Annotated in this window: 9 protein-coding genes; 5 read left to right on the forward strand and 4 right to left on the reverse strand. The window is 64.3% G+C overall.

The features are described 5' to 3' along the window. Positions 1-15: 15 nt before the first annotated feature. Positions 16-1,161 (reverse strand): restriction endonuclease subunit S, encoded by a 1,146-nt coding sequence (locus tag BSB02_RS26305; protein ID WP_084962935.1) that lies wholly within the window; start codon positions 1,159-1,161, stop codon positions 16-18. Beyond that, a complete protein-coding gene (locus tag BSB02_RS26310; protein ID WP_084962938.1) occupies positions 1,154-3,598 on the reverse strand; it encodes a type I restriction-modification system subunit M in 2,445 nt (814 codons plus the stop codon). The genes BSB02_RS26305 and BSB02_RS26310 overlap by 8 nt, the downstream gene beginning before the upstream one ends. A 184-nt stretch (positions 3,599-3,782) precedes the next feature. Between BSB02_RS26310 and BSB02_RS26315 the strand changes: the two genes are divergently transcribed. Next, positions 3,783-7,181, forward strand: a complete 3,399-nt coding sequence (locus tag BSB02_RS26315) for a DEAD/DEAH box helicase (protein WP_158088727.1) — start codon at positions 3,783-3,785, stop codon at positions 7,179-7,181. On the opposite strand, the gene BSB02_RS26320 is transcribed toward BSB02_RS26315, so the two are convergent. Both BSB02_RS26320 and BSB02_RS26325 read right to left on the reverse strand, forming a co-directional pair. After that, positions 7,090-8,736, reverse strand: a complete 1,647-nt coding sequence (locus tag BSB02_RS26320) for an Hsp70 family protein (protein WP_084962944.1) — start codon at positions 8,734-8,736, stop codon at positions 7,090-7,092. The two genes, BSB02_RS26315 and BSB02_RS26320, sit on opposite strands and share 92 nt — an antisense overlap. Before the next feature lie 72 nt (positions 8,737-8,808). After that, positions 8,809-10,677 carry a hypothetical protein gene (locus tag BSB02_RS26325; RefSeq protein ID WP_143591162.1) on the reverse strand — a complete coding sequence of 623 codons (1,869 nt, stop codon included), beginning with the start codon at positions 10,675-10,677 and terminating at the stop codon, positions 8,809-8,811. Positions 10,678-10,760: 83 nt separating this feature from the next. Between BSB02_RS26325 and BSB02_RS26330 the strand changes: the two genes are divergently transcribed. The 4 genes from BSB02_RS26330 (at position 10,761) to BSB02_RS26345 (ending at position 13,367) form a co-directional block, all read left to right on the forward strand. After that, positions 10,761-11,921 (forward strand): serine/threonine-protein kinase, encoded by a 1,161-nt coding sequence (locus BSB02_RS26330; RefSeq protein WP_158088728.1) that lies wholly within the window; start codon positions 10,761-10,763, stop codon positions 11,919-11,921. 168 nt (positions 11,922-12,089) lie between these two features. Next, positions 12,090-12,446: a PIN domain-containing protein gene (locus tag BSB02_RS26335; protein ID WP_084962951.1), complete on the forward strand. Its 357-nt coding sequence runs from the start codon at positions 12,090-12,092 to the stop codon at positions 12,444-12,446. A 16-nt stretch (positions 12,447-12,462) separates the two neighbouring features. Then, positions 12,463-12,924: a PASTA domain-containing protein gene (locus BSB02_RS26340; protein ID WP_084962953.1), complete on the forward strand. Its 462-nt coding sequence runs from the start codon at positions 12,463-12,465 to the stop codon at positions 12,922-12,924. After that, positions 12,924-13,367: a hypothetical protein gene (locus tag BSB02_RS26345; protein ID WP_084962955.1), complete on the forward strand. Its 444-nt coding sequence runs from the start codon at positions 12,924-12,926 to the stop codon at positions 13,365-13,367. The genes BSB02_RS26340 and BSB02_RS26345 overlap by 1 nt, the downstream gene beginning before the upstream one ends. Positions 13,368-13,376: the final 9 nt, after the last annotated feature.

The raw sequence follows: 13,376 nt of genomic DNA on the forward strand, positions 1-13,376 counted from the left end.
GCCGCCTCGCCAAGATCAAAGATCTTCCAGTACGGCTTCCGCCTCCGAAACCCGAACCCGCCCGGTCAGCAAGTCGTCCATGAGCCCATACTTGAGAATGCGGAGCTTTTCAAGCTCCGCATTATTCTTTTCCGCTGCCTCATCGAGGCTTTGGAGGATTGAAACTATTTGAAGTTGCTCGGCCTTGGGTGGCTTAGGGATCGGCAGAGGGCTTATAACACCCTGAGTTACCAGGGGCTGCCCGGTCTGGCTTCGAACCCTTCGAAGGTTGAACCAGGACAGATATCGTGCGATGAATTCCGCATGCCATCCCGGATTGATCGAGGTGGCCCACAGCGCATTATCTGTGATCCACGCAGCACCTGGTACATGGTGAACAATCCCGACGCCGCCTTCGCCGACACGGCCGATAGTGAAAGTGGGGCCTGGCGTAAGTTGGCGATCGCCATATCCTGATATCCCACTGGCGCCGTAGATGGGCGTCTTTCCTTCTATTGGCTGAGGTGCGGGGTATGGAAGCCCGCTGGAGAGGCTGAATGCATCCTTGCAGGCAAACTGGGGCCAGGATGAAGCGTTGCCGCTTAGGCCGTGCGTCATGAGGCGAGAAACCGTGCCTGCTTGTACAAGCTTTAGCTTGGTTGCGTAGGCATGGAAGTTGCTGATGAGTCCATCGAGAGTATCGAGAGTCTCCGCGATCCGTTGCTGCTCCAACTCATTGAATGCTGGCACGAGAAAGCGTTCAAAAAACTGTCTCGGAACTCGCCGCTGCCCCGCCGAGCCAGTCATCATGGCTGCTGCTGAGCGTCGCAGATACTTCGACCTAGTCCAATGGTAGATAAAGCGGGAGTTGGTTCCGTTTCGGGCCCGGAGGACGTGGAACTCGGTGCTGCCTTGGCCTATTTTTCCATCAAGACCGGAGACGAAGGCGCCCTTGCCGTTCTCCATGCACGGCGTAATCTTAGCAAAGAGTACATCGCCATCCCGGAAAGTAGGCTGCCCCGGGGATAGCTCCGAGCGAGGACGCTCTCCGATGCGGAGAAGTTCCGCGTTGTCGGAAACGTCCTCCATGGCAATGTAGTGGACTACCTCGCTGTTTGGATAATCCTTCGGATTGATCTCGACCAGGTTCGCCAGTGGCACGTAGTGCGTTTGCTTACGCATAGCCCAGCTCCTTAAGACAGGCACCCAGTTGCGCGGCGGCTGCTTCACGCTTAGCTTCGAGCTCGCGCAAGGTCACCGCATACTTGTCGGCCCAGGTGCGGAAGGCACCTTCAAGCAACCGGCGGGCGGCAGCCGTACGGGACTCGAGACGGGACGCAAGCTGTGATCGCAGGACGTCGAGGACGAGGTCGCGGCGGGAGTCGTCATCCAGAGCGGCGTAGGCCATGCGGAGGCGCGGCAGGAAGTGGCCCTCCAAGACGGCTACCTTCTTCCTCGCGGCAGCCGTACGGGCCTTCAACGCCTTGAGCTCAGCCTCGGAGAGCTGATCCTCGGCGGGCTCGTCGGCCTCCTCATCCTCTTCGGAGGGCTTGGCGGTGGCGGCCTTGAGCTGGGCGTTCAGCTCGGCATAAGCCGTCTCGGCCTCCTCCAGCTCGGCGAGGTAGTCGGGAATGAGCGCCGGGACGACCCGGTGGTCTCGGGCCTTGCGCTTCTCGGCGGCGACCTTCTGCTTGTCCCAGTATTCGACGTCTTCCTCATCCAAGGCGAACGCCGACTCGATGGTGGTCAGCCAACCCTCGACGACCCCCTCGAACCCGTTGAGCCCGAGGGTCTTGATGTCATACTGCGCCTCACCCCACCAAGCGGCCACCACACCGGCGAGGTCGAAGCGGTCGAGAACGCCCAGCGGCTTGAGCTCGGTGACGAAGGAGTCGAGGAGCTCGGCGCGGACCTCCATGACCTTGCGTGTGTCGGGCAGCTCGACCAGGCGCTTGCTGTGCCGTACCCACCAATCGGAGAACGCCTCGCGCAGGCGCTCCTCGGCGGGAGCGGCGAGCGATGGGAGACGGTCGGCCGTCGCCTTCCAGCCCTCGGGGAGGAAGTCGTAGTAGTCGGCGTCGCGCTCGGTGAAGAGAACAGCCGGGTCGATGCCGAACGCCCGGAACAGCCCGGCCTTGGCCTCGACCTCTGACTTGGGGACGCCGCCGTGGAGGTGGGCGCGGACGTCCTGGGGCTCGGGCGGGGGAGTGTTGTCGACGTAGCGGCGGATGTTGAGGTTGAAGTCGTTCTCGCGCAGTTCCTCGATGTCCACGACGCGGGCGAAGCCGGGGATGTCGCGGTATTCCTCGTAGGCGGCGACGATCTTCTCGGCGTGCTGCGGGTCGAGGTAGTTCTGCGCCCGGCCGGCGGTGAACTCGCGGTCGGCGTTGATGAACAGCACCTTGCCGCGCCGCTCGGGCGGACGCGGGGCGGTGCCGCGCAGGACGAGGATGCAGGCCGGGATGCCGGTGCCGTAGAACAGGTTGGGCGCCAGGCCGATCACGGCCTCCAGGCGGTCGTCCTTGACGATGCCTTCCCGGATCTCCTTCTCCTTGCCGCCGCGGAAGAGCACGCCGTGCGGCATGACCGTGGCGCCGATCCCATCAGGGGTGAGCACGGCCAGCACGTGCTGGGCGAACATGAGGTCCGCCTTCTTGCCGGTCTCGGGGGCGAAGCCGTACTTGAAGCGCTCCTTGTGCTTCATGTCGGCGGAGGAGTAGTTCAGCGAGAACGGCGGATTGGTGAGAACCCGGTCGAACCGTTCCAGCTCGCCGTTCTTGACGTGCTTGGGCTCCGCGAGGGTGTCGTCGTTCTCCAGCTTGGCGTTGAGCACGCCGTGGAGGATCATGTTCATCTTCGACACGGCCCAGGTGCCGCCGTTGTACTCCTGCCCGGCCAGGGTCAGGTCGCCGGAGTCGAGGCCGTGCTCGTCGATGTACTCCTTGGCGTGGATGAGCATGCCGCCCGAGCCCGAGCACGGGTCGTAGACGGCATGGCCGGGCTGCGGCTTCACCAGGCGCACCATCATCCGGACGACGCCACGCGGGGTGTAGAACTCGCCGCCCTTCTTGCCGGCCGAGTCGGCGAACTGGGCGATCAGGTACTCGTAGGCCGCGCCGAGCAGGTCGGGGAACTCGAAGTCCTCGTTGCGCAGCCGTACCCGGGAGAAGTGGTCGATGAGCTGCTGCAGCCGCTTGTCCGGGATCGTCGACTGGCCGACCTTGCGCGTGAAGTCGATGTGCTCGAGGACGCCTTCCAGGGCGTCGACGTTCTCCTGCTCCAGCGCGGCCAGCGCCTTGTTGAGCATGTCGCCGACGTTCTTCTCGCGGGAGCGGTTCCAGATGTACGGCCAGCGGGCCTCTGCGGGCACGTAGAACTTGTCGCCCCGGTAGAAGTCCCGCACCTCCGCCATCCGCTCGGCTTCCTGCCGGCTCTTGCCCTGAGCCACCCACTTCTTGATGAGCTCATCGCGGACCACCTCGAACTGGTCGGAAGCCCGCTTCAGGAAGAGCATCCCGAAGATGTACTCCTTGAACTCCGAGGCGTCCATCTTGCCGCGGAGGATGTCGGCAGCCCCGAACAGGTGCCGCTCGAGCTGCGGCAACGTCAGCTTCGCCACGTGGTGGCCCTTCTCCTTCGATCAGCAGGACATCCCGACCAGTCTCGCAGGCGTCTCACTGATGAGCCCTTGCTTCTCCGGTACCGCTGCGCGCACCGTTGACAGCAACGGTAGCACTTCGAGATGGTTATGCGAACACCATAGATATCTGCTGTGTCCGAAGTTCACAGCAGCAGGAGTCTTTATGTCGGATGACCTGCTATACCGGCCCTCAACAACCGACCTGCGCTGGCTGGAACCACTCAACCTCGCCACCTGCCTGGTCATCGGCGCCGTGCCGGACGGCTCCCGCGATCGGTTCAAGGCGCTCGCGCAGGAGGTTCGCGGCATGCCGGCCAGTCTGGTGACACGTCTTCTCCATCGAGGCACCTACGCTGTCGAGATCGACGAGGACTGGCACGCGGTGGTGGTCCTCGACGGTGTCACGTCGGAGCCTGCGGGAGCTGAACGTCGCTCCATGGACTCCGGGCACCTCATCGCTGCCTGGGCGGTTCAGCAGGAGATGTGGAAGCAAGCCCAGCCGCTTGGCGATGACGCGCGCTACCGAGTCGGTGATCTCGTCAAGCCCGACGGTGGCTCCGTCGTGGGGAACGTGATCAAGGTGGTGCCAAGCGGTTTCGGCTACCGCTACGAGGTGGAGATCAGGGGTAAGAAGCGCCGCTACACCGAGCAGTCTCTTCAAGGGGTCGCCGGAGATCCGGACGACATGGAGTTCTGGCTCGCTCAGGAGCCGGCCGGAGCCGACGATGTCGCGCTCACTCTGACCTGGACCAAGCTGACTCACCCACTGACGGACACGATCTACTCGTTCGCCTCCAGCAAGACGGTCTTCCGTGCTTACCAGTTCAAACCGGTGCTCAAGATCCTCACGGGTTCGTCCGGCCGGATCCTCATCGCGGACGAGGTCGGTCTGGGCAAGACCATCGAGGCGGGACTGATCTGGAGCGAGCTGGAGCAACGCCGAAAGCTCGATCGGGTGCTGGTCATCGCTCCTTCGGTGCTCAAGTACAAGTGGCAGGCCGAGATGCGGCGACGCTTCGATCGGAACCTGGACCTGCTGCGGCCACGAGACCTGGACGAGTGGCTCGACAGGGTGGAGGACGGAGATGACCCGACCCTTCACGCCATCGTCTCGATCGAATCCCTGCGCAAGGCCGACAAGGTCCTCACCAGGCTCTCCGCCTTGCAGCCGCGCTTTGACCTGGTGATCATCGATGAGGCGCACAGCATGCGAAACCGGGAGAGCAAGGCCAATGCTCTGGGCCAGCACCTTTCCGACAACAGCGACTACCTCGTGCTGCTTTCCGCCACCCCTCTCAACCTGGGCAACGACGATCTGTTCAACCTGGTGAACCTCCTGGACGAGGGCAACTTCAACGACCGCGACACCTTTGCCATGCAGCTGGAACCCAACGCGGTGCTCAACAAGGTCTCCAGCGCGCTCGTCGGCAACCAGCACCCCCGGGAGCTGCTGGCCGAGCTGGACCGGCTGGATGGGCTGCGGTTCGGGCGGAACATCACCGATCGCCCTGACTACCACGTGCTCCGCACGCTGCTCGATGCGGACCGGCCTCTCACTCACCAGGAGAAGGCCAGGGCCAGACAGCTTCTGGCAGATCTCAACGTGCTCAGCGGCGTGCTGACCCGAACCCGTAAAGCCGACGTGCCCGACCGCAAGGCCGTTCGTGAGCCCCGGAACATCGACGTCGAATGGACCGCCGAGGAGCGCGCCTACTACGACGCGGTGTACCGCTGGGCTTGGCTTCGTGCCTGGTCCAAGGGAGTGCCGCCGGGGTTCATCATGCAGATGCCGCTACGGCAGGCCGCCAGTTGCATCCCCGCCTCGCAGGAGGTCATGCGCCGGCGCGAGCCGTACCTCTTCGACGACGTCGACGACCTCGATGAGGTCGATGACGAGCTCGAAGCCGAGGACCTCGGCCCGCTCCGTGAGCACCTGGCCAAGATCCGGCCTGTGCAGCGCGACACCAAGTTCGAGCGCCTGCTGGAGGAGCTCTTACGGCTGCGCGAACATGGGATCGACCAGGCGATGATCTTCTCGTTCTTCCGCGGGACGCTTTCCTATCTGCAACGCCGGCTCAGTGAGCACTTCACCTGCCGGGTCATGCACGGTGGCGTGCCGCTCATCGAACGGCAGGACATCATGCGGGACTTCCGCGACGGAAAGTTCGAGATCCTGCTCCTGAGCGAGGTCGGATCCGAAGGTCTGGACTTCGAGTTCTGCCAGGTGCTCGTCAACTACGACCTGCCATGGAACCCCATGCGCGTTGAGCAGCGCATCGGCCGGTTGGACCGGTTCGGCCAGCAGCATGAGAAGATCTTCATCTACAACATGCGGGTTCCCGGGACGATAGAGACCGACATCTTTCAGCGGCTCTATGACCGCATCGGAATCTTTCACAACGCCATCGGAGAGCTGGAGCCCATCCTGCGTGACAGCTTCGCCAAACTGCTCGACCCCAGCCTGACCCCGCAGCAACGAGACCGGGAGTTGGAAAGGATCGCCGTCGCGACCGAGGGGCGCGCCCTCGACACCGACGAGCTCAACGCCTCTCGTTCACTGCTGGCAGGCCTGGACAGCCTCCTCGTGGAGGGCTTCACGGAGAACGGCCCCGGCAACGGTCGTTTCGTCGGTGCGGCCGAGATAAGAGGAATGATCGACCGGCTCTTCCAGAAGTACGGCGGGCGATGGGCGAAGACGGACAACCATGGCGTCCACCAGATCATCGGTACGCCCGAGCTGGCGACACGGCTACGCGAGAGCCACAGCGACAGCACCAGCAGCACGTATCCGCGCTACAAGCTTGCCGCCCGGCTCCAGGAGCGATCCCCTGTCGAATGCACCTTTGACCCCGAAGTGGCCAGCAAACTCGACGTCGATCTTCTCTCCGCCCGGCATCCCCTCGTCAAGCTCGCCATCGAAGTCCTCGGCGAGGACAACTTGGCTCTCCAGAGGTTCGGCTCAGTGGCGGTACCAGGTCTGCCCGAAGGGCGTCGCTACCTCATGACCATCGACCTCGCCGAGTCCGACGGGCTCCGTCCGCGGTTGGAGCTGTGGACCACCGCGGTGGACGTCGAGACGGGCGAGCCGTCCGAGGGCGCCGGAGACGCCTTGCTCACTGCCCTGGCCGAGGGTGCCTTGCAAGACGGTGACACGAGCGTTCCCGGCAATCTGCTGGACCTCTGGCACCGAGCGCAAGAACTGGTCGCCGCGCGGCAAAGCAAGACTGAGCTCATCCTCAAGCAGGAGAACGCGGCACTGGTGGATGGCCGCATTCGGGCGCAGGAGAACACCATCGATCTCCAGATCCGGAATGTGGAGGAAAGGTTGGCCAAGCAGACCAACCCAAGCATCCGACGGATGCACGAGGGGCGACTGCGGAACCTGCGGGCGGCTCGTGAGCGGGTTCGGGAGGAACTGAGTCCCCGCCGGGCACTCAGCCTGTGGCTCACCTCGGTGGCTGTGCTGCTCGTCAACGCTTTGGCAACGGTGGAGCCCACTCCTTCTGGAGGTAGCCCCAGTCAGGCTCACGGCCGTGCCCCTGAGAAGGGGCTACTCGCTTGAGCACCAGCTCGGCGAAGTTCCCGCTGTGGATCACCGGCCATCGGTCGACACGCAGGCTTCCCGTCTCGCCCCGCCCGTCGGTGATGACGATCCGGCCGTCGCAGTACAGCCTGAAGGCGGCCGGTTCACCGAGCCGGATCTTCAGATGGTCTCGTGGCTCGTCGTTGATGCGGATCTTGACGGTCTCGCCGGTGATGGAGCGCACACGCAGCCGGCCCACACCCTGCCGCGGGCATCCGGAGCCGGCCGCGCGCCAGTCGTAGTACACCGTCGACATCGAGAACGCCTGCCAGGGATCATAGAGAGGCGTGTGGGCGCGATAGATCACTTCCTGGCCCGAGTCCCACTCCAGGATGAAATCGAAGCCGGGCCGGTGCAGGTTCAGCCTGCCGTACTCCGTGGTATTGGCCAGGCCGGCCACGATCGCCTCTTCAGGTGCGACGCTGGTGGTGTCGAACACCTCGGCCTTGGGGAACAGGGCGCCCAGGCGCCGGCCCACATAGGGGATGCGGCTCATGCCCCCCACGAGCACGACGTACCTGATCTCATTGATCAGCCCATCGGGTCCGAGGCGGCGCAGTTCCTCGGGTGAGTGCGTCCGGGTGCCGCCATCGGGAAGCGGGATGGTCTCGGTCATCTTCGCGCTCCGCAGTGCGGCGAAGATGTGGGCCTCGGCTCGATCAAGCTGCGGGCGAAACGCTTCGACCAACTGCTCGCGGGTGTAGATCAGTTCGGGGAAGTCCAGGCCACGGGTCAGCACTCGGTGGGATTCCGCTGAGGTGAGGCGAATCTTGGCCTCGCGGGCCGCGTTGAGGAGTAACGCCTCCACGAGATGCGGGTTGGGCAGGTCGCCAATGACGATCCCGCGCTTGGCCAGCATCAGGGCGAGTTGACCAACGATCGCCCTGTCCAAGGTGTCGCCTGCTTCCGCACTGCCGAGGGCGGACAGCACCGAGATCTCCGGCTGGTCCCGGCCCGCGATGTCGAGGACAGCGATATCCAGCGTGCCGCCGCCCATATCGAAGACGAGCAACTTCCCATGGGGCCGCTTTCCCGGCTGATAGAAGCGGTGGGTGGCCCAGGCGACCCCTGCGGCGATCGGCTCGTCGATCAGGCTGGCACCAGTGACTGGAAAGCCGGCTTCCGCTGCAAGTTTGAGCAGCCGTTCACGCTGGTCTCCCGTCCACATCGCGGGGCAGCCCAGCCTGACCTCTCCAGCGTCGCTGAGCGGCTGCCCTGCTGCTTCGGCTCGGCGGGCGATCTCTCGCAACAGGGCGACGATCACCTTGTCAGCGTTGACTTCAACGTTGCCGATGCGAAGCGTCTTGCGGTTCTCTGTGATGGCCCGCTTCGCCGACCTGATGATCCGATTGGCGGGTTGATCCTCCGCTTCTTCGCCCACCAGCAAGGTGTCACCGAAGACGGCGGCAACGGATGGCAGCCAGGTCGTGCTGTGCCCAATGGGCACGATCTCCAGCGGCAGTCGGCCCACCTGGTCGGCCACCAGGGATGTAGACGTGCCGAAGTCGATGCCGGTTGCGTGCTCTGCGGCCATCCGTACTCCTCAACCGTGGGGATCAACCGCCACGGTACGGCATGGCGACGACAATTCTCCTGGCTTATCCGCTTATTTCTGGTGTTCAACTAGTGCCTTGTGAAGCACCACCTCTTCGGTGGATGAGGACCAGACGTAGCCGGGTCGGCGGATGATCACCTCTTCGCCGGGTTCGGGGTCACCGGCGATGGCCTTGTGGCGCCTTGGGTCAAATACTGATTTTTCATGAATTGTCCCGATTGGTGTCATTTTGTAGGCAGATGTAAGTCCGTGAATCCGCGAAATCATGGTTTCGGACGAGACGCTTCGAGCTGAGAGCTCTTCGACCTCGGCTGCCAGGTCGGCGAGCGCCCTCATGACGTCGATCTGGAGCTGGCGGTCCTGCGATGCCCGCCTTCGAAGCACGCTGGTCTGCGTCTCATGTAGTTCGCGTTCCAGCCGGGTGCACCGTTCGGAGAGCTCTTGAGCCCGGCGCTCCGCTTCGGTCATCAAGGCCGTCGCGGTCTCGGCCTCTTCGCGTGCTCTCTGTAGCTCGTTTCTTGCCGCGACCAGTTGCTCGTGGCCGCTGAGCGCCTCGGCCCAGCCCGCCGCGATGGGGTCGTGTCTGCTTACTCGTCGGAACGCGTTGGCGACCGCGGGAATCGGCAACTGTTCTGCCAGCTCTGCGGGCAGGCTCAGGAAAAGCCCAAGCCTGGCCCGGGTGGTCACCTCGGCCAGTTCGCGCTCCAGCAGCGGCCGCACGACGGACTCAAGTATCTCAGGCGAGGCGATGATCCTGCCGAACCGTCCTTGACCGCACTCGACGAGGCTCGCCGTGGTGGCGCCATCCCACCATCGAGGGCTCAGCAGGCTGCCGGGCCATCGTTGATGCACCGCCACCATGAGCGGCACCCGGCCGCCCTTGTCAGAGAAAGGCAGGGGCTGCGCCAGTAAAGCGACCCGCTCGGGCGAGACGACATCCTTGCCCAGATGTGGAATGGCTCGGCTCAGGGCATGTGCCACGAGATCCAGAACCTCGAGATCGGCCTTCTGCGGATCCTTGGCCAGGAACAATGCCAGCTGAATAAATGGCCGGACCAGCTCACTGGACATTTCGGGGCGTGCCGCTACCCGGCGCAGCAACCATCTGGCTGCGGTTAGGAGCTCTGATGATGTTTGGGAGCGAAGCTCGGCAATCGCGGCAATAAGCACACCCTGCCAGATTTCAGGCGACAGCGACTCTACCGGAGTCTTTTTCGGTACGGCAAGCAACAGCGTGGAGAAGATCCGGCGATCGGTCTCATCCAGCTCACCGAAGAACGTGCTGATCGCTGGAACGTCCAGCCTGCCAAGGGCCACTCCAGTGTGGAGTGGTTCGGCGAGGTATTCCTGGATATCGCGCGACTGTTTGGCATCAAGGAGCTTGGCTAGCCGCTCCGAGAATGATCCAGCCGGTTCTTTGGATGCGACGGCCTGTGATGTCTCGGGCGTCGGGATCTCTTCGGCCTTGTCGGCGTCCGGCAACGCCACAGACGACGGCGTTTCCGAGGGTCGCGCGTGGTAGACGTTGGATGCCAGTTCGACGCTGTCGTGTTTGGCGAGTTTGGGCTGAATCCGCTTCCATGCCTTGTCCACGGATGCTTCGTCGAGACCGAATTCCAGGAGCTTCGATTTGACGTCCTGGGCTTTCAGTCCTTTTGGGTGCTCGATGAGCAGTTGGAGTACCACTCCGAGGGGATCATCGGTGAACTTCTTGATGACCTCGTCCGGGTCCATCAGGGACATGAAGCGGAGCGTCCCCTCGATGGCGAGCTGGTTGCGGGAGTCCAGCCGCAGGTTCTCCTCAGTTCCATCGTCGTTCCACCGGACGGAGAAGACGCCCTTCTCTCGGGAGAGCACCTTGCCCACGCGGATGGACTTGCCGTCCTCCGACCTCCGCACCACGACCTGACTTCGATCCACGCGTCCCAACTGTAAGGGTGGTTCGTCCTCTTGACTCGGTCAAGGTCGCGATTTATCGCTAATCACTGCCTATTATGCGGATCATGACCTTCGGCTCAGATCGGGCCGCGCGGCGGACCGGGCAGTCTCCGGGTCTGAGCTGGGCACTGGTGCCGTTCTTCTGCTGCGGCGGGATGCCGATCCCGTTCATGATCGCGTATGCGGCCTACCGGCTGCGCAGCAGTACCTTGTGGATCGCGGCGGCAGGTTACCTCGCGGTTGAGGTGGGCGTTCTGGCGGCAGCCTCGGTCTTGGAGCATGTCCCCAAGGAAGACCCGCGCTGGACGGTCACCTCCTTCGTCTGGCTCGGGGTCTGCGTGGGCGGAACGGCTCACCTCCTCATCCTGCGGAACAAGCTGGCGCCCTCCGAGGTACGTCATGCGAGTGCTGTGCGTACGCGGCCGATCACTCACGTCACATACGCTCCACCCGCTCCGTCCGTGCTTCGGTGGGTTGGCCGGTACGCCCTTCTGGCGAAGATCGGCGAAGGCGGGCAGGGTGCTGTCTACCTGGCGCGATCTCCCGACGGCCGGGAAGTCGCGCTCAAACTCCTGCATGCCCGCGTCGCCCACGGCGAGCACGAGGGTTTCCTCGCCGAGGCGAATGTGGCTCGGCGCGTGCCGGCGTTCGCCACGGCGCGGGTGGTCGATGTCGGCATCGATGACGGCGTGCCGTACATCGTCAGCGAATACGTCCACGGTCCCTCGCTCGACCAGCTCGTTCGCCGTGAGGGGCCGCGTCCTCCGGACAGCTTGATCCGGCTGTCCATCGCGACGGCGGCCGCGCTCAATGGGATCCATGGAGCCGGTGTCGTGCACAGGGACTTCAAGCCGGCCAACGTCCTGTTGGCGCAGGACGGCCCCCGCGTGATCGACTTCGGCGTCGCGCGGGCACTCGATCGCCTCACCACCTCGGGCGGGTGGAAAGGCACCCCCGCGTTCATGTCCCCCGAGCAGGTCGAAGGCGGTCAGGCGGGCCCTTCTTCGGACATTTTCAGCTGGGGCGCCACCATGTACTTCGCCGCCACCGGTCGCCTGGCCTTCGACGGCTCATCCGCCTGGGCCGTCGCCAACCAGATCCTCCACCATGACCCTGACCTGGGGATGCTTCCCGCACCCCTGCGGGACATCGCTGCGGCCGCTCTACGCAAGAACCCGAGCGAACGCCCATCCGCAGCGCAGCTATTGCTATGGCTGTCACGATAAGACTGCTTGCATATCGAGTTCACAGCATCTATGGTGGTTCTCGGCGATGCAGTCGAGGCATCTGGGGCTGTTATGCGATCCCTCCGCAGTGGCCGGGCAATCCACTTACTTGACATCGAGAACCTGACCGCGTCGCCTTCGCCCACTACGGCGGAGGTCGCGCGCACCATGACCGAATACCGGCAGCGGATCCCGATCGGGCCGCTGGACCAGTTCGTCGTCGGGGTCAACCCCCGCTCCCTGGTCGAGGTCGGCCGAGTGATCCACGGCGCCCAGATCCTCACCCGATCCGGCCCGGACGGCGCCGACAGCGTGCTGACCGAGATGGCCGTCAACGACCGCATCGACCTGCGTTTCGAGCGCGTCGTCATCGGCTCGGGAGACGGCTACTTCGCCGACCTGGTCACGTGGCTGAACGCCCACGACGTCCACGTCACGGTCGTGTCCCGGCCCCGCTGGCTCAGCTGGCGCCTCTATGTCGTGACCAGCGACATCACCTACCTGGACGCGGCCCTCGCCGCCTGATCACCAAGGACGCCCCATGACCTACCAACCCCCCATGCCCCCGCCTGCGCGGCGCGGCTTCTCCGGTGCGGCGGTCGCGCTGATCGCCCTCCTCGCCCTGGGCGCCGGCTGCCTCGGCGGCGTCGCCGTGGGCAGCGCGGGCGGCTCGTCCACCAGTACGGCGGAGCCGCAGCCGGCGAGCACCACCAAAGCCGCCCAGGCGAAGCCGGAGGACACCCGGCTGCCCGAGCCTGCGCAGACCAAGTCCAAGTACGTCAAGCTCCCCGACTTCAGGGGGCAGAACGCGGCGATCGCCAAGCAGTGGCTCGTCGACCAGGGCTGGGATGAGTTCGCCGACATCAAACTGGGTTCGCAGGACCCCTACGACACGATGGTGCTGCTGCCGGAGAACTGGACGGTGACCAAGCAGTCCCACCGTCCCGGCAGCAAGGTCAAGGTCGGCACCACCATCGTGCTCACGTGCACGAAGGAATCCTGATGGCATCCGTCGTCCTCGGTGACGGAGTCGTGGTGCCCACGCGCGAAGCGGTCGAGTGGGCCGTCGGCGGCCTGCCGTACGTCGGCTCCCTCCTGGTCGAACTCGAAGACGGCGACTGGTACGTCCAGGTCGTGAAGATCGCCGGGGCCGACCACTATCTGATGGAGCATCGGGCGGGCGGCGCGGCGCGGCACGTCTGGGCTGTTGCTCACTCCCGGGAGGAGCTGATTCGCGCGCTGCTGGGATTCGCGCAGCGCGACGAAACCTGGATGACAGGTTTCACCTGGGAAGTCCTGGAGTTCGATGAAACGACCGGTTATGCATCTTTGCCGCCTCGCCATCCCATGTCGCCGGAGTCGGGGCTAACCATCGAAGGGTTCGAAAGCCCGAACCCACTTTCGGACAAGGAGCATGAGGACCTTCGCGGCAATTGGGGCGAATAGCTCGGCGGC

Source organism: Thermoactinospora rubra, assembly GCF_002093975.1.
Classification (GTDB): domain Bacteria; phylum Actinomycetota; class Actinomycetes; order Streptosporangiales; family Streptosporangiaceae; genus Nonomuraea; species Nonomuraea rubra_A.